At 61.0% G+C, this 22,714-nt stretch carries 25 protein-coding genes and 1 pseudogene; 15 read left to right on the plus strand and 11 right to left on the minus strand.

Annotation, left to right across the window (positions count from 1 at the left end; translation table 11 throughout):
- Positions 1 to 19 precede the first annotated feature (19 nt).
- Positions 20 to 490, minus strand: a complete 471-nt coding sequence (locus KBY86_RS01960; protein WP_255140072.1) for a type IV pilin-like G/H family protein — start codon at positions 488 to 490, stop codon at positions 20 to 22.
- Between the two features lie 238 nt (positions 491 to 728).
- Between KBY86_RS01960 and KBY86_RS01965 the strand changes: the two genes are divergently transcribed.
- The 3 genes from KBY86_RS01965 (at position 729) to KBY86_RS01975 (ending at position 5,959) form a co-directional block, all read left to right on the plus strand.
- Complete coding sequence (locus KBY86_RS01965) at positions 729 to 1,775, plus strand: formylglycine-generating enzyme family protein (protein ID WP_255139965.1); 1,047 nt, start codon at positions 729 to 731, stop codon at positions 1,773 to 1,775.
- Positions 1,768 to 4,368: an arylsulfatase gene (locus tag KBY86_RS01970; protein WP_255139966.1), complete on the plus strand. Its 2,601-nt coding sequence runs from the start codon at positions 1,768 to 1,770 to the stop codon at positions 4,366 to 4,368. The genes KBY86_RS01965 and KBY86_RS01970 overlap by 8 nt, the downstream gene beginning before the upstream one ends.
- 148 nt (positions 4,369 to 4,516) lie before the next feature.
- On the plus strand, positions 4,517 to 5,959 hold the full coding sequence (locus KBY86_RS01975; protein WP_255139967.1) for a mechanosensitive ion channel domain-containing protein: 1,443 nt from the start codon (positions 4,517 to 4,519) through the stop codon (positions 5,957 to 5,959).
- Positions 5,960 to 6,103: 144 nt separating this feature from the next.
- Here KBY86_RS01975 and KBY86_RS15200 read toward each other — a convergent pair whose 3' ends face one another.
- Genes KBY86_RS15200 through KBY86_RS01990 form a run of 3 tightly spaced genes read right to left on the minus strand, consistent with a single transcriptional unit; the run spans position 6,104 to position 6,915 of the window.
- On the minus strand, positions 6,104 to 6,550 hold the full coding sequence (locus KBY86_RS15200) for a CsbD family protein (protein ID WP_315855828.1): 447 nt from the start codon (positions 6,548 to 6,550) through the stop codon (positions 6,104 to 6,106).
- Entirely contained in the window at positions 6,507 to 6,671 is a 165-nt protein-coding gene (locus tag KBY86_RS01985; protein WP_094510965.1) for a DUF1328 domain-containing protein, read from the minus strand. Before KBY86_RS01985 ends, KBY86_RS15200 begins: the two co-directional genes overlap by 44 nt.
- Before the next feature lie 10 nt (positions 6,672 to 6,681).
- Complete coding sequence (locus KBY86_RS01990; protein WP_255139968.1) at positions 6,682 to 6,915, minus strand: CsbD family protein; 234 nt, start codon at positions 6,913 to 6,915, stop codon at positions 6,682 to 6,684.
- 695 nt (positions 6,916 to 7,610) lie between these two features.
- Here KBY86_RS01990 and KBY86_RS01995 point away from each other — a divergent pair.
- A complete protein-coding gene (locus tag KBY86_RS01995; protein ID WP_255139970.1) occupies positions 7,611 to 7,946 on the plus strand; it encodes a hypothetical protein in 336 nt (111 codons plus the stop codon).
- Positions 7,947 to 7,980: 34 nt separating this feature from the next.
- Here the strand turns inward: KBY86_RS01995 and KBY86_RS02000 are convergent, their stop codons facing one another.
- Positions 7,981 to 8,712, minus strand: a complete 732-nt coding sequence (locus tag KBY86_RS02000; protein WP_255139971.1) for a response regulator transcription factor — start codon at positions 8,710 to 8,712, stop codon at positions 7,981 to 7,983.
- 274 nt (positions 8,713 to 8,986) lie between these two features.
- Between KBY86_RS02000 and KBY86_RS02005 the strand changes: the two are divergent.
- The 6 genes and pseudogenes from KBY86_RS02005 to KBY86_RS02030 all read left to right on the plus strand — a co-directional run.
- Positions 8,987 to 9,169: pseudogene (locus KBY86_RS02005) on the plus strand (tyrosine-type recombinase/integrase); the annotation flags it as partial.
- 201 nt (positions 9,170 to 9,370) lie between these two features.
- Positions 9,371 to 9,862, plus strand: coding sequence for an N-acetyltransferase (locus KBY86_RS02010; protein ID WP_255139972.1), 492 nt, complete (start codon positions 9,371 to 9,373; stop codon positions 9,860 to 9,862).
- 59 nt (positions 9,863 to 9,921) lie between these two features.
- Positions 9,922 to 10,272, plus strand: a complete 351-nt coding sequence (locus KBY86_RS02015) for a cupin domain-containing protein (RefSeq protein WP_255139973.1) — start codon at positions 9,922 to 9,924, stop codon at positions 10,270 to 10,272.
- 151 nt (positions 10,273 to 10,423) lie between these two features.
- Positions 10,424 to 10,822, plus strand: coding sequence for a hypothetical protein (locus KBY86_RS02020; protein WP_255139974.1), 399 nt, complete (start codon positions 10,424 to 10,426; stop codon positions 10,820 to 10,822).
- Entirely contained in the window at positions 10,819 to 11,907 is a 1,089-nt protein-coding gene (locus KBY86_RS02025) for a DUF1214 domain-containing protein (RefSeq protein ID WP_255139975.1), read from the plus strand. Before KBY86_RS02020 ends, KBY86_RS02025 begins: the two co-directional genes overlap by 4 nt.
- Before the next feature lie 90 nt (positions 11,908 to 11,997).
- Positions 11,998 to 13,407 (plus strand): DUF1254 domain-containing protein, encoded by a 1,410-nt coding sequence (locus KBY86_RS02030; protein WP_255139976.1) that lies wholly within the window; start codon positions 11,998 to 12,000, stop codon positions 13,405 to 13,407.
- A 302-nt stretch (positions 13,408 to 13,709) separates the two neighbouring features.
- On the opposite strand, the gene KBY86_RS02035 is transcribed toward KBY86_RS02030, so the two are convergent.
- Together KBY86_RS02035 and KBY86_RS02040 are read right to left on the minus strand one after the other, a co-directional pair.
- The gene (locus KBY86_RS02035) at positions 13,710 to 14,069 is read right to left on the minus strand and encodes a hypothetical protein (protein WP_255139977.1); all 360 of its coding nucleotides are present in this window, start codon (positions 14,067 to 14,069) and stop codon (positions 13,710 to 13,712) included.
- Between the two features lie 255 nt (positions 14,070 to 14,324).
- The gene (locus KBY86_RS02040) at positions 14,325 to 14,546 is read right to left on the minus strand and encodes a hypothetical protein (protein WP_255139978.1); all 222 of its coding nucleotides are present in this window, start codon (positions 14,544 to 14,546) and stop codon (positions 14,325 to 14,327) included.
- A 313-nt stretch (positions 14,547 to 14,859) separates the two neighbouring features.
- Here KBY86_RS02040 and KBY86_RS02045 point away from each other — a divergent pair, with 313 nt between their 5' ends.
- The 4 genes from KBY86_RS02045 (at position 14,860) to KBY86_RS02060 (ending at position 17,980) form a co-directional block, all read left to right on the plus strand.
- Positions 14,860 to 15,141 (plus strand): MFS transporter, encoded by a 282-nt coding sequence (locus KBY86_RS02045; RefSeq protein ID WP_255140073.1) that lies wholly within the window; start codon positions 14,860 to 14,862, stop codon positions 15,139 to 15,141.
- Positions 15,142 to 15,455: 314 nt separating this feature from the next.
- A complete protein-coding gene (locus KBY86_RS02050) occupies positions 15,456 to 15,794 on the plus strand; it encodes an addiction module antidote protein (protein WP_255139979.1) in 339 nt (112 codons plus the stop codon).
- A gap of 33 nt (positions 15,795 to 15,827) precedes the next feature.
- Positions 15,828 to 16,340 carry a hypothetical protein gene (locus tag KBY86_RS02055; protein ID WP_255139980.1) on the plus strand — a complete coding sequence of 171 codons (513 nt, stop codon included), beginning with the start codon at positions 15,828 to 15,830 and terminating at the stop codon, positions 16,338 to 16,340.
- 260 nt (positions 16,341 to 16,600) lie between these two features.
- Entirely contained in the window at positions 16,601 to 17,980 is a 1,380-nt protein-coding gene (locus tag KBY86_RS02060) for a DUF1254 domain-containing protein (protein WP_255139981.1), read from the plus strand.
- Positions 17,981 to 18,485: 505 nt separating this feature from the next.
- Here the strand turns inward: KBY86_RS02060 and KBY86_RS02065 are convergent.
- Entirely contained in the window at positions 18,486 to 18,614 is a 129-nt protein-coding gene (locus KBY86_RS02065; RefSeq protein ID WP_255139982.1) for a hypothetical protein, read from the minus strand.
- A gap of 86 nt (positions 18,615 to 18,700) precedes the next feature.
- On the opposite strand from KBY86_RS02065, the gene KBY86_RS02070 reads away from it, so the two are divergent.
- Positions 18,701 to 19,093, plus strand: a complete 393-nt coding sequence (locus KBY86_RS02070; protein ID WP_255139984.1) for a DM13 domain-containing protein — start codon at positions 18,701 to 18,703, stop codon at positions 19,091 to 19,093.
- 263 nt (positions 19,094 to 19,356) lie between these two features.
- On the opposite strand, the gene KBY86_RS02075 is transcribed toward KBY86_RS02070, so the two are convergent.
- The 3 genes from KBY86_RS02075 to KBY86_RS02085 all read right to left on the minus strand — a co-directional run bounded on the left by KBY86_RS02075 (position 19,357) and on the right by KBY86_RS02085 (position 22,704).
- Positions 19,357 to 19,977 carry a dihydrofolate reductase family protein gene (locus KBY86_RS02075; protein ID WP_255139985.1) on the minus strand — a complete coding sequence of 207 codons (621 nt, stop codon included), beginning with the start codon at positions 19,975 to 19,977 and terminating at the stop codon, positions 19,357 to 19,359.
- Between the two features lie 1,066 nt (positions 19,978 to 21,043).
- A complete protein-coding gene (locus KBY86_RS02080) occupies positions 21,044 to 22,018 on the minus strand; it encodes a hypothetical protein (protein WP_255139986.1) in 975 nt (324 codons plus the stop codon).
- A gap of 299 nt (positions 22,019 to 22,317) precedes the next feature.
- The gene (locus tag KBY86_RS02085) at positions 22,318 to 22,704 is read right to left on the minus strand and encodes a YidH family protein (RefSeq protein WP_255099600.1); all 387 of its coding nucleotides are present in this window, start codon (positions 22,702 to 22,704) and stop codon (positions 22,318 to 22,320) included.
- Between the last annotated feature and the right edge of the window lie 10 nt (positions 22,705 to 22,714).

Genomic DNA, 22,714 nt, shown 5'->3' on the forward strand with positions numbered 1-22,714 from the left:
CAGGCCAGCACGTTTGGCGTTACTCGTTGACCACCGAAGCCTGCACTTCAATGGAGCCGTCGCCGCATTGCACAAGCCTGCCGCTGGGATTCGGCATTAAGGTGCCCAGCACGAGCTGTGGATCCGCCGGACGGATCTGGCCTGGTTGAAGGTTTCTGCAGATGATCGTGGTGATCATGGGATTCTGATTGGGTGTGAGAAAAGCTGCTCCCACATAGGCATTCAGCTGTCCCACTGTTGAACCCTGGGCGGGTATCACATAGCTATAGGCGGCTTCCGTGGTGGTGCGCACGGCATAGTCGAAGCTGGCGGGAAGCGTGATGCCGAAATCCTGCTGGATAGAGGAAACGGTGGCCCGGAAGGCTCCGTTCTTCTGGAAGTAAGTGCGCTGCCCTTCCGTCATCCTGGCGGCCGCATTGAGTGCGGCGTTCTGGTCGGGATTGGGCTGTGCCTGCGCCTCTGCTGCTTGTGGGGCTGCTATGCAGCCCATGGCCACGCACGTGATCATCAACAGGCGATTCATGGTCATGATTGGCATGGCCTTCCTTGTATCAGAGCAAAGGCAGTGAGCTACACAGCCTGAGGGATGACTGCGTTTCTGCGGCAGGATTGCCGTTTGGCGTCCATGCTCAGATCGGTGCGGCGCCTCAGGGTGGAATCCATGTGAACAATGTGATCATTCACACCCTGATTTGATCCCTCGCTACGGAACAATGCTCCCTGAGCGCATGGCCACTGAAGCGAACCTCTCGTTGTCCTATCTCCGTGCCGATGCCTCGTTTTCGGAGGGTTTGCTGGTCGTGGTTGTGCTGGTGCTCAGCCTGGCCCTGCTCCTGTTGCGGGCGTTGCCCGCCCAGGCCGCCATCAGCTGCCCGGCCGGGATGCAGCCCATCGCCGGCGGCCGCTTCCTGATCGGGGCCGCCGGGCTCCTGCCAGAGGAATCCGAGGCCGCGGTGCAGGTCCGCCCCTTCTGCCTGGGCCGCACTGAAGTGAGCAACCACGACTTCGCCGCCTTTGTGGCCGCCACCGGCTACCGCACGCAGGCCGAAGGTCCGCTGCCCGCGGAGCAGTTCCCGGCTCTATCTGCAGCGGAGCGCGCCCCTGGTTCGGTGGTGTTCAAGCCGCCTTCCATGCACGCCCAGCTTCAGGAATGGAGTGGCTGGGAGTGGGTTCCGGGCGCCGACTGGCGCCATCCCCAGGGCCCCGGCAGTTCCATCGACACCCTTGGCGATCACCCCGTCGTGCAGGTGTCGGTGGCAGATGCGGAGGCTTATGCCGCCTGGGCTGGTGCGGCGCTTCCATCGGAAGCTCAGTGGGAGTTCGCTGCTCGCGGCGGCCTCAAGGATCGTGTCTTCAGCTGGGGGAACACCTGGCGTCCTGGCCAGGCCAACACCTGGCAGGGGGAGTTTCCCCTCTCCAATTCCGGCGAGGATGGCTATCTGGGTACTGCTCCGGTGGCCAGCTTCCCCGCGAATGGCTACGGCCTGTACGACATGATCGGCAACGTCTGGGAATGGACCAGCGACTGGTACCAACCAGACCATGCTGCCGTCGACGGCTTCATCGACCCCCGTGTGGTCGATGAAGCCGCCAGCCTCGATCCGCGCGAGCCTGGTGTGGCCAAGCATGTGATCAAGGGCGGCTCGTTCCTCTGCGCCCCCAACTTCTGCAGCCGTTTCCGCCCGGCGGCCAGGGAGGCCGAAAGCCCTGACACCGGCACCTCCCATATCGGCTTCCGTCTTGTTTCCCCGCCGCTTCCCGTCTCCCATGGATAAGGGCCTGTTCGCTGTGCTGCTGCAGAAGTTCCGTCGCCTGGGCCGTTTCCTCAGAGCGGATGGCCTGGCCGGTGCGGCGCGCCGGCTGTTTCTGGTGGCAGCGGCTCTGTTGCTGGCCGGTTGGCAACTGGGTGGCGTGCCCGCCCTGGCCCAGCGCATCACCGGCACGCCGGGAGCCCCCAATGCCACCACCACCATCTCCGGCACGCAGCTTCCGGCGCCGGCTCCGCCCTTCGGCGGCGTGATCAAGGACGGCGCCCAGCAATCGAAGCCCTGGTGGGCGCCGCGGATCACGCCGCCCCAGAGCGCCCCGAACGTGCTGCTGATCCTCACGGACGACGCTGGATTCGGAGTGCCCAGCACCTTCGGCGGGGTGATCCCCACCCCGGCGATGGATCGCATCGCCAAGGCGGGCCTGCGGTACAACCGCATGTTCTCCACGGCCCTGTGCTCCCCCACCCGCGCCGCCCTGATCACCGGCCGCAACCACCACTCGGCAGGGTTTGGGGTGATCTCGGAGCAGTCCACCGGCTTCCCCGGCTACAACAGCCTCATCGAGCGCGACAAGGCCACGATCGGCCGCCTGCTCAAGGACAACGGCTATTCCACCGCCTGGTTCGGCAAGGACCACAACGTGCCCGCCTTCCAGGCCAGCCAGAGCGGGCCGTTTGATCAATGGCCCACCGGAATGGGCTTCGAATACTTCTACGGCTTCGTGGGTGGGGACGCCAACCAGTGGCAGCCCAACCTGTTCCGCAATACCACCCAGATCTATCCCTTCGAGGGCGCGGAGCCCGGCAGCTGGAACCTGGTGACAGAGATGGCCGATGACGCCATCGACTACATGGCGCGGATGCACCAGATCAATCCCAGCAAGCCGCTGTTCATCAAGTACGCCCCCGGCGCCACCCATGCGCCTCACCACCCCACCAAGGAGTGGGTCGACAGAATTCACGCCATGCATCTGTTTGATGATGGCTACGAGAAACTGAGGGAGCGCATCTTCGCGAACCAGAAGAAACTTGGCGTGATCCCCAAGGACGCCAAGCTCGATCCCTGGCCGGCCGATGTGATCACCCCCTGGGACCAGCTGAGCCCAGACGCCCAGAAGCTGTTCATCCGCCAGGTGGAGGTGTTCGCCGCCTACGCCGCCTACAGCGACTACGAAATCGGCCGCGTGATCCAGCAGTTCGACGATCTCGGCAAGCTCGACAACACGCTGATCATCTACTTCAACGGCGATAACGGCACCAGTGCCGAAGGCGGGCCGCTCGGCACCCCCAACGAGGTGGCCTTCTTCAACGGCCTCAACAAGCTGCCCGTTGATGTGCAGATGAAGTTCTACGACGTGTGGGGCACCGATCTCACCTACAACCACATGTCAGCAGGCTGGAGCTGGGCGTTTGACACCCCGTTCAGCTGGTTCAAGCAGAACGCTTCCCGTCTCGGTGGGGTGAACCAGAACATGGTGGTGTCGTGGCCGGCGCGCATCAAGGACAAAGGGGCCCTGCGCGAGCAGTTCGTGCATGTGATCGACGTGGTGCCCACGATCCTTGAGGCGGCTGGGTTGAAGGCGCCCGAGGTGGTGGATGGCATCCCCCAGAAGCCGATCGAGGGTACCAGCTTCGTTTACACCTTCGACGCAAAGAATGCCAAGGCGCCCTCCAGGCACGAGCGGCAATATTTCGAGATGTTCGGCCAGTGGGCGCTGTATGACAAGGGCTGGCTGCTGAGCACCAAGGTGAACCGCGCTCCCTGGGACGCCTTCGGCCCGGCCAACCCGGATCCGCTTAACAACCAGACGCTGGAGCTCTACAACCTCAACAACGATTTCAGCCAGACCACCGACCTGGCGGCCCAGAACCCCGGCAAGGTGAAGGAGATGAAGGAGGCCTTCATCAGCGAGGCTCGCAAGTATCAGGTGTTCCCGCTCGATGCTTCGGTGGCGGGGCGCATCGTGGCGCCACGGCCGAACATCACCGCTGGGCGCAACGAGTTCGTGTACACCCATCCAATGGTGGGGCTGCCCCAGGGGGATTCGCCTGTGCTGCTCAACACCTCCTACACCGTGACGGCTGACATCGAGGTGCCGGCCGGCGGCGCCGAAGGCATGCTGCTCACCTCCGGCGGCCGCTTCGGCGGCTACGGCTTCTACCTCAGGAACGGCAAGCCGGTGTGGGTGTGGAACATGGTGGATCTGGAGCGGCTGAAGTGGGAGGGCGCCGAGCCCCTCTCCCCCGGCAAGCACAAGGTTGAATTCGATTTCGTCTACGACGGCAAGGGGGCCGGCACGCTGGCCTTCAACGACTTCAGCGGCGTCGGTCGCCCTGGTACCGGCACCCTCAAGGTGGACGGCAAGGTGGTGGCCACCAGAACCATGCCCAAAACCCTGCCGATGATCCTGCAGTGGGATGAAAGCTTTGACGTGGGCTCCGACACCCTCACCGGCGTCAACGACGCCGACTACCAGCCGCCGTTCCGCTTCACCGGAACCCTCGACAAGCTCACCATCAAGCTGGATCGGCCCAAGCTGTCTCCGCAGGAGATCAAAAGCCTGGAGGCGGCGATGCGCGCCAAGGCCGTGAGTGAGTGAGCGTCACCGCCGATCTCACGGGCGAGAGCACGAGCCATGGCATGGCTCTCGCAGCACGGAACGGCTCTCGCCTCACGGAAAGGCTCTTGTGTGAGCCGCAGCCATCCGCTTGGCCTGGCTGAATGGTCAGGTCGGCGGGAAACAAGCGGTGACGTTCGAACGCCTGGAGAAGCTGTTCACATCGCCGTTGCTGCCGCTGGGGCGCCAGAGCTTCTCCCTGCTCTGGATTCTGCAGGTGCTGCTGTTGCTGCTGGCCGTGAGCCTGGCGGCGCGGGAGCTGAAGCGGCTGCTGGCCGGTCGCGTGCTGCTCTGGTTTTCCCTGCCGGAGGGCCGTCGCGAGGCGGTGGCCACGCTGGTTTCTCTGGGGCTGGCCGCCCTGGGGTATGTGGTGGTGGCCCAGGGGATGGGGCTCGACATCGGCGCCCTTGCTGTGGTGTTCGGCGCTCTGGGGGTGGGGATCGGCTTCGGCCTGCAGGAGCTCACCCGCAATCTCACCAGTGGCCTCACCCTGCTGATGGAGGGGAAGCTGAAGGTGGGCGACCAGATTGAATTCGGCGACACCACCGGCTTCATCCGCGAGATCTCGATCCGCTCCACCGTGATCCGCACCTTCCAGGGCGCCGAGATCGTGGTGCCCAATTCGTCCATCACCAACGCGCCGGTGAAGAACCTCAGTTATCAGAGCCCCGACGGGCGAGTGGATGTGGCGGTCACCGTGGCCCATGGCAGCGACCCGCTGGCCGTGACCGAGGTGCTGCTGGATGCCGCCCTCGCCGAGCCCACGGTGTTGACCGATCCGCCGCCGAAGGTGCTGCTGCACGGCCTCCAGGGCCAGGGGATGGCGTTCGAGCTCTGGGCCTGGACCTCGGCGATCCAAGCCGGCCTCAGCCTGCGCAGTTCGCTCAACTACGCGATCGAGCAGGGGCTGCGCGAACGGCACATCGAACTGGCCGGAGCCCGTCAGCAGGTCCAGCTGCTGTCCTCCAGGCGCGCGGTGGAAGAGGACGGAGCAGGCCCGGACTGGAGCCCCTTGCGGGCGTCCCTGCCCGACCATCCCTGCTTCAGCAGCATGGATGATCGACGCCTGCGGGAACTCGTGGGCAGCGGCGCCCGCCGCTCGCTGCCCGCCGGCACGGTGCTGGTCCACCAGGGTGACGAGGGCCGCTCCTTCCACCTGGTGCTGAGTGGCGCGGTGGATGCGATCCATGAAACGGACCGGGTGAGCCGCAAGCTGTTCACCTTCACCGCAGGGGAGTTCTTCGGTGAACTGCCGCTGCTGCTCCAGGTGCCCTATCCCACGTCGATGGTGACGTCCCAGGACACGATGCTGTTCGTGGTTCCCAGCGGCAGCTTCCGCGCCCTGCTGGCCTCCAGGCCCGACTTCGCCGACACGGTCGCCCAGGAGGTGGCCCGTCGCAGCGACGTGCTGCGCAGCTATCAAGACTGCCTGCGCCAGCGCGGACTGCTCGACGACGCTGATGTTCACCAACCCCTGCAGTGGTTCCGTGAGCGCCTGCGCCGCGTGCTCGCTGTTCGCAGCCCGATCGCCACGGCTGAGACGCAGACAGTGGCCACCCGCGCAAGCCCTTGACGGGTCTGGCCACAGACCCGAAAGGCGCAGCGATGATCGCCTTGCCCACCGGGCACGTGACCAACAGCCTCCGGTTTCAGCAGGTCGGCCTGGCCCTCAAAGGCGTGATGCGGCGTGATGCCAGGCCGACGCGCTGATCCTGGGTCAGCCCCTTGCGGCCTTGTCCTTGATGTCTTCGACAGTATTGCGAACCTTGGCTTCGGCCTGTTTCGCCTTGCCGGCCAGACGATCACCCTTGTTGCCAGTGACGTTGCCGATGGATTCCTGGGTCTTGCCCTCGAATTCCTTGGCACCCGCTTTGATGCGGCCGGTGGTGGCGGCCAGCGGCAAGGCGGAGGCGCTGCTGACGAAGACATCTGAGGCATGGGTGGGAGCGCTCATGGCAGGCGTGGCGATCAACACCAAAAGGCTGAAGGCCAGCCCAAGGCAGGCGGCAACCAGTTGGCGCAGTGAACGAGCTTGGTGATTCATGGTGACGATGACGATGGGAAAAGCAGGTGATGCGATCAGGTGGATGTGATCTGAACCGCGTTGTTCTCGCGGGTATTCACAGCACGTTGCGCCGGCCGGTGAAGAAGGAGAGCAGGGCAAGCACGAGGAAGACAAGGAACAGGATCTGGGCGATGCCTGCAGCTGATCCGGCGATACCACCGAAGCCGAGAACGGCGGCGATGATTGCAATGACTAGGAAAGTGATGGCATAGTTCAGCATGATGCGGCCTTCAGGGTGTGTTTACCAGTTGGGCAAGTTCTTCCTGGGTCTTGCCAAGCTTCTTCTGGAGATGACCAAGCAACTCCTCCTCTTGGCCCTCGGCGTAATCCACGTCGTCGTCGGTGAGTTCGGCAAACTTCTGCCGGAGCTTTCCTTTTAGCTCATGCCATTCACCTTTGAACTGGAGCTTGTTCATGAGCAGGTCCGCGAGGGTTGGGGTTAGAGGAGCGATGCAAGTGATCATGGAGCGGGCGGATTGCTGCCGGAGCAATTGATTTGGCTTGTCATGTCAATGCATCTCTCCCTTCACTATGGGAAACATGCAGGTTGTTGGCTGCTGTAGATGTGCCTCATATCCACGGCGCCATCAACATCCAACGATGAAAGCTGGCTCGGCTGTATAGATTTGTCCTTGAAAGTTCCGCTGTGTATCCTTAGCTCAACGTGCTTGCTTCGTCGCCGTGGATTCCATTGAAGATTAAGCGAGATGTCTGTGGCGCATCGCTCGCGGCTTTCCACTGAGCCGATGTCCGTGAATCTGCCCAGATCCATGGGACTGCAAAGGATCTGGACGAGTGCAGGGGAAATGGGCAAGCCCAGGTGATTCTGCCTTTGGCAGGTGGATCCTCCGGTCATGCGATGGCCAAGGCGCTCTCCACTCATCCAGACAGTTCTGACCTGCGTGATGGGGGCACTCGTCTCGCGCGCTGCCCAGTGCGCTGTCCAGCGCCAGGAGCCAGGTCTGCTAACTCCCGCTAGGATGATGGCAAAGACGCCGTTCAGACGGACCCGGCGTTTGAGGCAGTCTCTGAAGTAGTCGGATTCTGATCAGATTGATTCGATGGGTTTGTTGAATCACCTGCACACCGCTATGTCGGCAGTAGTGATCACCTCAAGTGTTGCTTAGCGCATCACACGCGGAAATACCAGCAACTTTCCATGACTTCCATCCCTCCTCATTCCAGCCAAGAAGCAACGAATCCAACCCTTACCACAAGCGAGCGACTTCGGATCATGCAACGTCAACCACGCCGCATCTCCATCACCATCAGCTATCAGGTGTTTCAAACACTCCTGAACCGTTCGGAAGAGGAAGGGCGTTCCATGTCCAACCTCTGTGCCTTCCTGTTGGAGGAAGTGCTCCACCAGCAGAAGCCCGCTGCCGCCCCTGCCGAGGCCCCTGTTGTGCAGCCTGGCGTGCTGAACAGAAGCCACATGCGCTTCAGCCCCTACACGCCTGAGGCCGCGCCCACACACAACGGCAGCTTTCTCTGAACCTCGCTCCTTCGGCAGTGGAGCGCCCTGAGCCTCAGGCGATCGCTTGGCGCTGTTGATGGGGAAGATCCAGGCAGTAGCCCACGCCATAGATCGTCTTGAGAAATTGGGGTCGGCGGGGATCCGGCTCGATCTTGGTTCTGAGGTGGCGGATATGGGTGCGGATGCACTCGATGTCATCGCCAGGGGAGTAGCCCCACACCTCCTTGAGCATCACCCCCCACGACACAGCCTGGCCGTGGCGCTGCAACAGGCAATGCAGCAGCTCAAACTCCTTGCGGGTAAGGCAAACAACCTGATCGAACCAGAGCGCCTCCAGCTGTTCAGGACAGAGCCTGAGCGGCCCGTAGGACAGGATCTCCGGGGTGACCAAGGCCAGCGGCGTTTCCAGCTGGTGGCGCAGCAGGGATCGGATGCGCACGAACACCTCCTCCACCTCAAAGGGCTTGAGGACGTAGTCGTCGGCTCCGCAGTTGAAGGCCTTGAGCCTGTCTTCCTTGCTGGCCAGCGACGTAAGCACCATCACCGGCACCCGCGCGGTGCGCCGATCGCGCCGCAGGCGCTGCAGCACCGAGAGGCCATCCAGCTTGGGCAGCAGCAGGTCGAGCACGATCAGATGGGGCTGGTGCTGCAAGGCCATGGCCTGGCCGTGATGTCCATCATCGGCGTGGAGAACGCGCCAACCCACCTGCTCCAGCAACGGGGCCAGCACCTCAAGAACGTGAGGCTCGTGATCGATGATTTGGATCAGGGGCTGAACACGCAACAGGGAACATCAGCAAGACTTGTCATATGGTGCTGAATCTCAGCATCATGTGAACGGAATGTCCTGATAAAAAAAATACTGAAGCTTCTGATTTGCTTATGTATGCAGCATGGGCGATTAGGACGGTAAATGTCTGCGGGATCATCCTTGCCATCCGGTTGGTCAGTCGACGAAGGCGTAGGCGTAGGAAGTCGGTGGGCATGAGTGAATACCCTGGCCAGCGCCGAGGTGAAGGCCTTCCTCACCCACATTGGGTGCTGGAGGGGCTTGTGCTGGCCGGGTGCCGCATCCCCACGCGCTGGGGAGGACGAATCCCAACGCTCCGGTGGAGTGGGGCCAGGACATCCGCACGATCCAGGAATTGCTGGGGCATAAGGATGTGCAGACAACCATGATCTACACGCATGTGCTGAACCGCGGGCCCCTGGGTGTCAGCAGTCCTGCCGACCTTCTGTAACGCGTCGAACTGTCTTAGACGGGTCCGCCGAAAACCTTGGCCCCTGGCAGGATGAGCCTGAGATCATTGGCCTGCCCTGGGTTTGTGTTGCTCTGGCTTCAATCCCTACCTCGCTTAGGCTTCACTGGGTAGGCGCAGCACGTCTTTCACTGGGTACGCCCAATCAGCGTTAGGCGGCAAGACCACAACAGAGACAATCAAGTGATCATCGGCCCCATTCAAGCGCATGAGAGAGAGGTATTGCTTGGACTAGCCGTGAGCACCGGACTATTCACTGCCGAGGATGCGGAAGCCCTTTTGGGTGGAGTTCTGGATTCCCTTGCTGCTGGGGAGCTGCCCGAGGGGCATACTGCTGTGGCTTGTCGCGAGTTTCAAGACGGCCCAGTCATTGGGTGGTCGTACTATGCTCCAGACGCCTATTCCGAGGGGGTGTGGAACGTGTGGTGGATTGGCGTAAGACCCGGTCATCATGGCGGCGGTGTCGGCCAAGCCATTCTTTCTAACATCGAGCGAGATGCGGCAGCATTGGGTGCGCGCGTGATTGTTATTGAGACTAGTGACCAGGAAGCGTTGGCGCGAGCTCGAAACTTTTACCTGAAGCGCGGGTATGAAGTGCGAGGACGTATCCCCGATTTCTATGCTGAAGGGGACTCGAAGGTGATTTTTTCACGATCTCTCGCCGGTGCAGCTTAACAACGGCTGGCCCGCCGTTCTTGCTAAAACCCACCAAACCCTGTTCTATCGAGTCCATAATGAGCCCGAAGCGCTTGTTTAAGGTCACAGATTTTCTTCAACCAGCAGACGGTGAGCCCATTCGCTCAGTCATCACCGAGTCGGCTGACGCAGCGGTCGTTGCTTGGCATATCAAGCCTGGCCAGCATATCTCGGCTCATGTGCATCCTGATGGCCAAGATACCTGGACCATCCTTTCAGATTGCGGCGAGTACCGCCTTGGTTCTAAGGGGGAGTCGATTGTCATCGCCCAGGGAGATGTGCTGGTAGCCCATCGCCGAGAAGTCCACGGTGTTCTTAACACCGGGCAAGACCCACTTGTCTTTGTTTCGGTCGTCTCTCCCGCAGCATCGGGCTTCGAGCCGGTGTAGTTCATCATGCGCGAGATGCCTAACATCAAGATCCAGCGGCCGGAACCAGAGATGCCTTGTCAGCGCATTTTGCTCCTGCCCGCTTCTGATCTAGAGTGTTGGCTGGGCCGTAGCTGAACGAGCAGTTAAAGTTGATCACTGACTCAACTCCGTGAAGCTCAACCTCTTTCGGAAGTCGCTGATCGCCTCCCTGGCCAGTATCAGCTTCTTCAGTGGCGTGCAAGCCAAGCAGCCTGCAGCAGCTGATGTCCGACAGACAAGGTTTGGGGCTCTTCAACTGGAGAACGGCTACCCCAGCAAGGCCACCGCTGCCAGGCTCTACGACGAGCTCGACTTCCAGCGGGCCACCCAGGCCTATCTCTGGGCCCTGCCGGCCGTCGGTTTCAAGGCGCTCTACGACGCCCAGGCCAAAACCTTCGGCGCCCGCAACGGCGATGTGGTGCTCTACCAGACCCTGAAGGACAAGGCGGGGATGCTCACCCCCAACATCACCACCCTCTACGCCTTCAGCTTCTGGGACCTGGCCAAGCAGGGACCATTCCATTGGTGATCGAGGTGCCCGCCGGGCTCACCGCCGGCGGGGTGCTGGACATCTGGCAACAGCCGATCACCGACATGGGCCAGACGGGACCCGACAAGGGTTCCGGTGGCAAGTTTCTGATCCTTCCCCCCGGCAGTCCCGAGCCGGTGGCCCCGGGCTACCTCATCGTCCGCTCCCCAAGCAATCAGATCTGGTTCGCCACCCGAGGCCTTGATCCCGACAAGGCCGTGGCCGAAGCCACCGTGCGCCGCCACCGGCTCTACGGCTGGAGCCAGCGGGATAACCCGCCCACGAACGCCTATGTGCCGGTGGCTGGTCGCCCCTGGCAGTCGGCCCAGCCCGCCGACCTGAACTACTGGCGCCTGCTGAGCGAGCTCTATGCCAACGAGCCGGTGGCCCCCCGCGACCGCATGCTGTTCGGGATGCTCGCTCCTCTGGGGATCACCCCTGGCCAGCCCTTCCAACCGGATGCCCGCCAGGCCAAGGTGCTCACGGAGGCCGCCCAGGTGGGCGATCTGATGGCCCGCACCATCGCCTACGACAAGCGAATCCCCGGAGCAACGGTGTACCCCGGCAAGCAATGGGAGTACGCCGTGTTGTTCGACCTTGATCAGGAAACCCCGGACAAACGGCGCGTGCAGATCGACGAGCGCAGTTCCTGGTTCTACGAGGCGATCGGCATGTCAGCAGGCATGCAGGGGCGGATCGTGGGCTTTGGCCAGGTGTACCTGGAGGCCTCCAAAGACAAGGGAGGACGTTGGCTTGATGGCGGCCGCACCTACCGGATGCGCGTGCCGGCTGGCGCGCCGGTGAAGCAGTTCTGGTCGATCACCCTTTACGACAACCTCAGCCGTGGCCCGCTGATCACCGACCAGGGTGCCGCTGACCTCAGCTCCCGCAAGCCGGATCTGGTCACCAATGCCGATGGCTCGGTGGATGTGACCTTTGGCCCGGTGCGGCCGGCCGGCGCCGCCAACTGGATCAAGACCACCCCGGGCAAGGGCTGGTTCGCCTACTTCCGCTTCTACGGCCCCACCGAGGCCTACTTCAGCAAGGCCTGGCAGCTGAACGACATCGAAGCGCTCAAGCCTTGAAGGCCACCCTTCGCCTGACAGCCGCCCTCCGTACCCCCAGCGTTCCCCACCAACCCGATGGTCCCGACCCCCAGCCGATCTGCGGTCGCCTTGATCGCCTCCCTGATCGCCGCTCTGCCGCTGACTCCCCCTGGGGCCCTGGCGGCGACACCGGTTGCGGCACCAGTCCCCAGCTCCCGGGGCCAGGCCACAGCGCTCAGCCCCGCCGAAGCCCGCGCCATCGCCAAGGAGGCCTGGCTCTACGCCTATGCCCCCCTGCAGGGCTATCAGACCCTCTGGAACCAAACCCAGAACAAGGCGTTCCCGGGCTACGTGGGTGGCTTCGACCGCTTCCGCCACTACAGCCGCTCCGCCACCCCGGCCGACAAGGACATCGTCACCCCCAACAACGACACGCCCTACTCCTGGGCCTGGCTGGATCTGCGGACCGAGCCGATCGTGCTGTCGCTGCCTGCGGTGCCGGCACCCCGCTACTACGTCAACCAGTGGTTCGATCTCTACACCCACAACTTCGCCTACACCGGCGTGCGTTCCACCGGCCGCGGGGCCGGCACCTATCTGTTCGCGGGACCCCGCTGGAGGGGCACGGTGCCGAAGGGCATCACCCAGGTGTTCCGGGCGGAAACCGACTTCGTCGGCACCCTCACCCGCACCCAGTTGATTGGGCCCGATGACATCCCAGCCCTGAAGGCGATCCAGGGCCAATACGTGCTCACGCCCCTGTCGCGATTCACAGGCCAACCTGCGCCACGGCCAGCCCCAGCGGTGGCCTGGCCCGCCTGGGACGCCTCCAAGGCCGAGGGGATCGGCTTCATCACCTACCTCAACGCCCTGTTGCCGTTCATGCCCGCCGTGCCATCGGAGCGGGCGATGCGTGCCCGGTTCGCCCGCATCGGCATCGGCCCCGGGCTGCCCTTTGATCCGGCCAAGCTGGATCCGAAGCTCCGCACCGCCCTGGAGGTAGGGGTGGCCGAGGCCAGCCAGGAGCTCAAAGCCAAGGCCCAACAACAGACCAGCTCCCAGGGATTCTTCGGCAGCAGACAGCAACTGGGGTCGGATTACCTCACGTTCCGCTCGATGGGAGCGATGCTGGGGATTTATGGCAACAGCAGTGAAGAGGCCTTCTATGCCACCCAGCAGACCGGGCCCGACGGCCAAGTGCTTGATGGGCGCAAGCGATGGGTGCTGCGATTCGAACCGGGCCAGCTGCCACCGGTGACGGAGTTCTGGTCGGTGACGCTGTACAAGCTGCCGGAACGCCTGCTTGTGGAGAATCCCATTCAACGCTATTCGATCGGTGATCGCACATCAGGCCTGAAGCTGGGAACCGACGGATCCCTGGAGATCTATATCCAGAGCGAGAATCCAGGAACGGACAAAGTCTCGAATTGGCTGCCTGCGCCAGCTGGTCCCTTTTTCTTCGTGGCGCGTTTGTATGGTCCTAAGGATCCAGTCTTGAAAGGAAAATGGAAGCTGCCACGCTTGACAGAAGTCAAGTGAAGCAAAGTCCATGAGCCATTGCCTCAACTCTCTGCCACTCTGGGAAGGCATGCCAACAATCCACTTCAGCACACGGGAGCACGAATGAGTTGCACCCAAGAGCGGCTGAATCCTTTGACTTAGACCCGCTGCTGAGTGGAGGCGTTCAACCCAGCTTTCGCAATAGGGTTATCGAGGGGTGTGGAAGTTGAAGGGCCTGGACCTTCAACGGTATCGGTGAGGGTGATCGCCTAAGTCTTAAGCCCCACAGCTTTGGTGTCTCAGCGATCGCTCCAGTGCTATAGTTAACCACGTTACATAAGCTAGAATGCGCTCTTCCAGGCGACTAAAGGAATGAGCAACAGCACCCCATTCAAAGAGGCGATCGCCCAGCTGCAGTAGATGAACCACTTCCCTGTTGAGCGAGCCATCCAGCGATAGCGAACCAACAGCCAAACGAAGATCCACTTCAATAAACAACTTGCGACAGCCATAAAACCAAGATAGGTTGCCGCACGATCGCTGATATCACCGGGATAGAGCTCAGGATTGGCAATAAAGAAACTGCAAAGAGCAATCATGCCAGTGGTTGCAACCATAATGAACAGGCTCAGTAGGCTGAGGCAGATAAGCAGAATGGTTTTAACCAGAGGTGATCGCACGAATGAAGAATCGTGAGACATGGTTGGCTAAAGAGCGAAGGCAGAATCCATTTGCTAAACATGTGGACTTAGACGCGCTATGGTGATCACGGAAAACTATATCTGTGTGGTGACAGATGGTGTTCTAATAGGCGATTACCAAAGAGCGCAAGCTAACACGCCGCTGCAACGGGCTGTTTGTATGTGCTGGCAACGTGGCAATGGTTACTTGCAACTGTTGGGCTGTGCGGTTAGACAGTCCAGGAGTGGCGAAGAAACAGTGTGAAGCTGCTGGCTTCAATCGCCTTGGGCTCCTTCTGCAAGCCCAGGCTGCTGATCATGCAGCTGAGGAATCTTCATCAGCCAGCTCATCGGAATGGTCTCCCTGGCCAGCCAAGTCGTTATCGATTGCCTGATACGATCTCCGACGTCGATATTCCCTCTCCTGCGATAGTTGATAACAAGCAACCCAAGCATGTGGCGGATATCCTGGCTGGCCTTGGTCAGGTGAGGATTCACTCCAACCTGTTCCTCAGGTGCTCAACAGAACGCTGAACAGGAATTCTGGATTCAGAACTAGATCATTCAGTCGATCACTGCTTATTCCTGTTCTTCACCGATGCGCCAGCCAGAGCCATCACCAGCACTGCAGGAACTTTCGGCTTGCCAGTCTGAGACCAGCCCTGCTCAACGAAAGCCTAGAAGAAGTTCTCCACCAAACAGTTAAAGTCGGACATCGATGATTCGGCATTCCGGTAGTCACTGCCATGGCCCAGGACAACCGATCTGCACAGAATCATGCAGAGGGTCTTCAGGGAAGACAAGATCGTTGGTGCTCCCCGCCACGAGTCTCACGGTCAGCAGCCTGAGCGACCGGTTGGGGGCGCGAACTCTCAACACCGCCGGGATGCTCAGCATCAGCATCAGCACCGGCCTGGTCGGCCTGTCCTGGCTAGGTCCTGACGCCTCCACCACCGCCATCGTGTGGCCCCTGGTGCTGCTGGGCGTGGGCGGCGGGCTCTTTCATCCGCCCAACAACAGCGCCACCCTCAACACCATTCCACCCGAGCACCTCAGTGTGGCCAACGGGTTCCTCTCGATGGCGCGCGCCTGAGTTGTCAGCTCCTGGACGCCTTTCTGGGGGGGCAACAGTTGGCCTATTGACTGGCGGCAACCATGGGGCTGCTCGGCGCGGTGGTGTCTGTTATGCGCGCGGCTGAGTTTCCCGGGACCGCACCGATGGGACCCAAGCCTGTCGCAACGGTCAACGACAGCTGTCGGCGCTGAGCGCCCACGCCTGCGGTGCCAACCTCCGCGGCGCCGCGTTGCTCACCAAGCTCCGGCTTAACCTGAACACCGTTTTCAGCCGCGCGGAGCACCGGGCCCTTGGCCTGGAGGCCATGCTGCCCCTGGGAGGTTTTGCCCCAGATGAAGACCGCAGCCACTGCCTGGAATCTGGCCAATCATCTCAGCATTCGTGAAGACATGACTGCCTATTGCAAAGCATCTCTAGGTGATAGTGCTCGTGCCAAAGGCATGACACAGATTGCAAGGGAAGCTGGACTGGGTCGCGAAAGTTTCTATACGGCGCTCTCCTCTAGCGGTAATCCCGAACGTGGAACTGTCTTGAAGGTTGGTTCGACACTCGGGCTTCAACTGCATGCCAGTCCTGCTGTTGAAGTGGAGACGGCTGTTAAACAATCCCACTCACCCGGCCCGCCTCCACATCACTCTTTGCCGACGCCCGAGATCACAGCGGCCAGGTGAAGGCAATCGTTCTCCCGATGGAGCGTTAGCGCCATGAAAGTGATCCTTCTGGGAAACGCTGGAGCAGGGAAGAGTACCTTGTCGAGGCTGATGCTTGCGAAGCGACCAGCCGCTCGACTATCGCTGGATGAGGTGGCGTTCCTCGGCGGCACTGAAAGACGGCCACTTCAAGATAGTATCGAAGATGTAAGGTGTTGGATCTTACAGCATTCCAGCTGGATCATCGAAGGCTGCTACGCGGACATTATTGAGCCTGTATTGGTCTACTGCGATGAACTGATCTTCCTGAATCCTGGGGTGGATGTATGTGTGGCCAACTGCCGCTCGAGACCTTGGGAGCCGGAGAAGTTTCGTTCCCGAAAGGAGCAAGATGAGAACTTGGACAACCTGATCCAATGGGTTCGTACCTATGAGAAGCGTTTTGATGAGTATGGCCTTCACAGACATCGAGCCCTCTACGACTCTTTTGATGGCAAGAAATCTGAGTTTACGCAGCTATGCCAGTATGAAACGGTATGGCAAGACCATTCATCCAGGCAGCTGTAGCAGGGTGGCTGCCTGGATCCTCACAGTTCTTGCGGTTTGGTGATGGCCGCCGTTTGGCCGCATCCTTTGCCAGAAGATGTTGAGATAGGCTTCTGGCATTCCCTTTCCCAGTGCACGGAGTCGTCGAGATGAGGTCATCAAGCCAACACTTTCTGGGACTTGCCGTTGCCGCTCTTGTTGCGAATGCGGCCACCACTGCATCGGCTCAGACCTTCCAGATGACCACGCCAATACCACCTGGAGTGGCCACTCCTGACCGGTTGGAGACGTCGATCGGCCCGTTGAACCTCATCGATGGTTTCCCGCAGCCAGACACCATCGAGAAGATCTACGACAACCTGGATCGCTCCCGCGCTTTACAGGCCTACCTGCTGGCCATTCCGATTGTGAATCAGGCCGGTATGCGTGAATCGTTGCGCAAGTTTGGCCCCGAGAACACCACCAACGTGATCTGGGAGAACCTGGTGGATCCCAGAACAATAGAACTCACGGCCAACGACAACACGGTGTACAGCTTTATCTGGCTCGACACCAAGCAGGGTCCCCTGGTGGTCGAGGTTCCACCCAAGGTGCTGGGTGCTGTCAATGACTTCTGGTATCGCTGGGTGGCCGACATCGGCATCACGGGGGCCGACAAGGGCGCGGGCGGCAAGTACCTGTTCCTGCCACCGGGGTATCAGGGCGCCATCCCGCAAGGCTATGTCGTGGTCAAACCCAAAACCTTCGGCAACTGGCTGTTCTTCCGCTCCTTTCTGGTGGATGGTTCCACCAAGCCAGGGGTGGAGTCGGTGAAAGCGAACCTGAAGATCTACCAACTCTCCGATGCTGCCAACCCTCCGGCGGTCCAGTTTGCCAATGCCTCAGGCGTGCCAGCCAATTTCGTCGCCCCTGGCGACTACTCCTTCTGGGCCCTGCTCAACCAGGTGATTCAGGAGGAACCTCCCACCGGCGCTGACCCCACCACGTTGGGACTGTTCGCCTCGATCGGCATTGTCAAAGGCAAGCCCTTCAACCCCAACGAGCGCTGGAAAGCCATCCTCGCCGACGCCGCCAACATCGGTGCCGTGACGGCACGAACCCTGGCTCTCAAGATTCGCGAGCCGGAAGCCTATTTCTATCCCAACAGTTCCTGGCGGTTGCCCTTCTTCGGTGGATACAGGTTCGAAGTTTCCCCAGGTGTGGCCAACCTTGATGGTGCGATTTTCTATTACTACTTCGCCACCGGTGTGACTCCGGCCATGGAAGAAAAGATTGTCGGCAAGGGCTCCCAGTATCCCTGGGCCGCGTTGGATTCCAAGGGCGAACGCTTCGATGGCGGCAAAACCTATCGGTTGCGCCTGCCGCCCAACACTCCCGTGGCCGATTTCTGGTCTGTGATCGTGTACGACACACAGACCCGTTCCATGCTGCAGACAGACCAGAAAGCACCGAGCGTCAGCAGCCAGGACAAGGGCATCAAAACCAATGCCGACGGTTCTGTCGATGTCTGGTTTGGCCCAAAGCCCCCTGTTGGATTCGAGAAGAACTGGGTGCAGACGATTCCTGGCAAGGGCTGGTTCACGCTTCTGCGCCTCTATGGTCCGTTGGAGCCCTGGTTCAACAAAACCTGGCGGCCAGGTCCAATCGAATTGCAGAAGTGATTCAGTGATCAACGTCATCGCCTCATCGTGATCGCCATTGCATCGGGCTGCCTGAATGGTTGTTCGGGAGTGTGAACCCTCCCGAACGATACTGCTGTGGAATGTGTCGTGTCTGTCCTTCATGCAGGCCACAGGCTCGGAATGAATGGACAGCTACTGTTGAACGACGTGATTGGACCGACTGGAGCGGTGGCTGGTGATGATCCCGGCCACCAGGACTACCATTCCTGACACTGTGGCCAAGCCGACTGGTTCTCCCAACAGCACAGACGCGCTTCAGTTGATCACCCTGTTCCGCCGCCTTCAGCATGGCCGCCCCTGGCAGCATCAGGCCGATGGCGATCAGGCTCAGACTGAGCCAGACGGGTTGAGACTGGCAACACGAGGGCGAACAACAGGGTCAGGCTGATCACCGACAGGGATTCGAGGGTGAAGGAGTAAGCGATCGGGCCGATGAACAGACCAAGGCCAGCATCGATGATCAGCAACCACCGGTCCGTTGGGTTCAGTTCACCAGCTGAGCCACGAAAAACACGTTGCAGAAGCTGATCGGGTTTTCCCCATGCACCGGGTGGGTGGTGCCATAGGTCTGCAGGGCTTTGAGAACTGTGGCATCCAGCCCTTTGAGCAGCACGTACAGGCTGAGTGGCAGAACGCGCCGCCAATCCAGATCCTTCAGTTCCCATCGGCAGCTCTGCGGCTCCTGGGCAAGCCGAAACCATGCAGGGCCCTGCCTCGATGGTGATCGCCCAGGCAACTCCCATGGCCATGCAGAGCTTCCGCATGGCCGAAGCTCCTGTTAATGGCAGCTTCACCATCATCAAGAAAGCCGGCAAGCAGTTGCTTGTGATAAGCAGCGACTTCAAGACCAAGGAGACAGCCCCCGACCTGAAAGTGGTCTTCAGCCCATCAGCAACCCCATTGGCAAGCACCAAGGCCCCCAGCTTTCCGCTCAAAGCCGGCAGCTACACAATCCTCGCCCCGCTTAAATCCGCCTCCGGCGCCCAGAGCTATGTGATCCCCTCCTCCATCGACCTCAGCCAGCAGGGGTCGCTGCTGATCTGGTGCGAGGCCTTCAACGCCACAATGGCCTGGGCACCCCTGAAGCCCTGAGCCATGCAGGCCCTCGACTGCCTCTGGCTGCTTCAATCGGCCCTGACCGTTGCCCTTGCTGGGCATGGGGCTCGCGGGCCTGACGCTGTTCTCTGTGGCCTGCCGTGCTGAGATCCACAACCACCTGGGCTGGCGCCGGTTGCATGTCAGTGCCAACGTGCTGGCCACCCTGATCGTTCTGGCCCAAGGGCTTCTTCTCGTGAGCTCAATCACAAAGCCATTCCCCTTTGCAATGTCACCAGATAACACCGCATCTTCATCATCTAGGCAGGGCTGGACACCTGGAGTTGCCGCGGCACCTCATAGTGGAGCTCAGCAAAGGCCTCGCCCAAGGCACGCGCCGAGGTGAGCCTCAGGGGTGGGAAGGCGATCTGCCGCGGTAGGAGCGGCGAGCCCTGCCCCAAGGTCACCGAGGCCACCTGAATGATCAGTTCATCAAGCAGGCCAGCATCGAAGAACTGCGCGGCCAACTCGCCGCCTCCGGCAACCCAGATGTTCTTCCCCGCAGCTGTGGCCACCATCTGTTCGTGGACGTGAGTGACAGTGCCAGATACGAAGCGCAGATCGGCATCCCGCACGGTGGGCAGCCTGCGGCTCGAGAAGACCCACGTGGGCTGTTGATAAGGCCAGGGCTTTTCTTCTGGTGTTCCCGCTTTGATGTGATGATCCAACAGCCACTCATAGGTGGATGAACCCATGGCGATCGCACCCACCTCAGCAAGGAAATCTTCGTAGCCTGTGCCTTCGGCTTCTCCGAACTGAAGCAGCCAGTCCAAGGAGTTGTCCTTGGCGGCGATGAAGCCATCCAGGCTGGAGGCGGAATAGTACTGAGTTTTCACTGACGGGCTGACGATGTTGATGATCAAGACAACAACCGTGGCCAAGCGAACCTGATCACAGCGGTTGTGTACTGTGGCAGCATGCATGCCCTCGTGGGCTGAGCGCAATGACCGGAGCACCACTTGTGCCGTAGATCAGCATCTTGATTGCGTCTTGAGCAACCAGGGGAAAGCCTTCGGGCGGCTTCATCATCTCTAGGCGATCAAAGACCCTGGTCAAGTTGACTGATTCTGGCATTGCCCGATTAGGTCGATAGTCCTGACGGGGAAGTCGCTGCCAACCTCACGCCAGATGAGATCACAGATTTCCTTGGCGTACTCACAGGCTGGGCTGGGGTTATGAGGATGGTATTCCTTACACCCACCAGCCCGAGGGGTTCGCCCACGCTGATATCACTCTGCCGACAGAACTCGATTCGATCGAAGGTGACGACATGAGCTGAGGTCAACGTCTTCCTTCAGTCCAAGAGGACTGATCAGCGTGCCCCCAGCCCATGTCGAAAGACACAGGGGGCTCAATCAGCCACGCCAAGTCGGAATTCCTCCCTCTAACAGGGTGCCACGCTGACGCCAGATGGCCTCAGGAGTGACAGAAATCCCGTGCTCAAAGGCTAGATGGGCCGCTTCCTCTGTGGTTGTCGTCCCAGACAGCGCATTGGCAAAGCTTTGATCTTGTTGCAATAGCGTCTTGAGTTGATGCAGGGCGTCTTCGTTCGGAGCAGTGGCAGAGGTGGTCGGTAGGTCACAGGTGGCCATTGGGCCCCTATCTCGAAGTAATTCCACCCTAGGAACGTTGACTCTGGGATGCATCACCTGATGTGGTGAGGTTTTGGACGAGCAGCTACGGCGGTCGGCTGACCTTGCAGCTTTCCTGACCATCAGTGGTAGCAAGGGGTGTGATGCCCAGTGACTCAGCTGCGCGTACCGGCTCAGCACACTCAGACCATGCCCGCCTCCAGTTTTCTGAGAGCTGGTGGGTAGGCAGGCCGTTCTCCACTGCTGGAGGATCTCCAGGGGCGTACGCCCCTGGTTGTGTTTCCCCACCAGGTTGTTCATGCCTGCAGCTGAGCAGGCAGCTGCAGAGTGGCCTCCTCTCCCAGCAGCTGCTCGATCAGAAGAAGAACTTCACACCGGCTTCGACGCCATTCTGATTGATGTTGAAGGCATTTTCGGGATCCTCTCCATTACGTCCCCCCAGGTGCAGATAGCGCCAGGAGATGTTGAGCTGGGTGGAGTTGCCGATGGCATAGCCCACCCCCAGCTGCGTGTTCCAGGAGTAATCATCGGCGTTGTTCAGCCCGAATCCGCCGATGTCGGCGCGGGCGAACAGCCTGAGGCGCGGGGAGAGAAACAGCATGGCCTGGGTGCCCAGCAGGGGCTGAGCCACAGTGCTCCCGAACGACTGTTGTGGTTGAAGGTTCAATCCCTCAAGCGTCCTGGATCCCTCCAGGCGCGGCCCTCTGAAGGTGAGGGTTCGGCCGGGACCGCTGCTCTGCACGGCCAGGTTGTACTGCATGTTCACGAACCGCACGCCCGCGTAGGGGATGACAGCGAAGCTGCCGGCGCGGGCCACGGCTGATTCCCGATCGCCGAAGCGATAACGCAGGGCCAGGTCGTAGAGGCCTTGAATGTTGCTGATGCTGGCAGCGACGCTGCGTTGGCTGTCAGGGGTGAGGGTGAGGCTGCGGCGGCCGAGCGGGCCTTCGATCGAGCGTGTTGTGATGTCCTGCAGCCTGCCTTCTTCCCCGGCGACGGAGACATAGCTGATGTCGGTGAGGAGGCCGATGCGGCCGTACTCCACACTGCCGCGGATGGAGGCCACACCGGTGAGCGACTTCAGCACCTGGCCGAGGTTGAGATCCAGTTCGGTGTCGAAGCCTTTGACGGTGGTGGACCCGGTGGTGCGCAGCGGCGCGAATCCATAGAGCTCCACACTGCCGGCCCACGGCGATGGTGCGCCTTCGCTGGCCGCCGGGTCAACGGAGCCTCGTTCAAGCTGGGCCGTCTCACTCAGACCCGTCTCACCCTGAGCTTCTTCACCTTGTGCTGGGTCGGCCTGAACGGATGCCCTCAGGATCGGCCCCATCAAGCTGGAGGCCGCCGTAGCCGGCTCAGCAGCGTTCGCCACAGAGGCCTCGAGGGCGCCACCCAGAGCAGCGATCAGCCACACAGCGCTGATCCGCTGGAGCGGAAGCGCTGAACGACCAGCGTGAGAGCGAGGCAGGCACCAGACCATCGGCTGAAGGGAAGGGAGTGACATCACTTGTTCGAGGCCGGTGTCAGAAGGCTTTGAACACGCCGAGCATCCCACAAGGGGCCGGGCCGGTATCGACGGGAGGCGCGATTCGAAGGGGCGGCACCTGTGGCCGTTGCGGCGGGTTGCGCTCATCGGCCACCCAATCCGCCGGCGATCAGCAGCACCAGAGCCACCAGGCCGATCAGGGTGAGGGCCAGGGCCGTCGCCGTGGCGATCGAGGCCTTTTCGATGTAAATGAAATCGTCATACTTCAAGCGCCGCACCACCCTGCGGTGCTGACGCGTGGCCGCTGCCATGGCCACGATCCCCGTGACCACAAACCCGATCGAGATCAAGCGCACGCTGAGATGGGCATGGGAGCTGCCCTCAAAGCGGCTGGCCTCGATCGCTCCGATGATCTTGTCGAGACCGAAGCCGAAGCTGATCAGCGACAGGCAGGTGCGGATCCAGGCCATCAGCGTGCGCTCCGCCGCCTCCCGGTTGCGTTCCTTGGCCAGTTCATTGGTGAGGTTCATGGGGTGTCAG

Source organism: Synechococcus sp. Lug-A (assembly GCF_024345655.1).
Lineage (GTDB): Bacteria > Cyanobacteriota > Cyanobacteriia > PCC-6307 > Cyanobiaceae > MW101C3.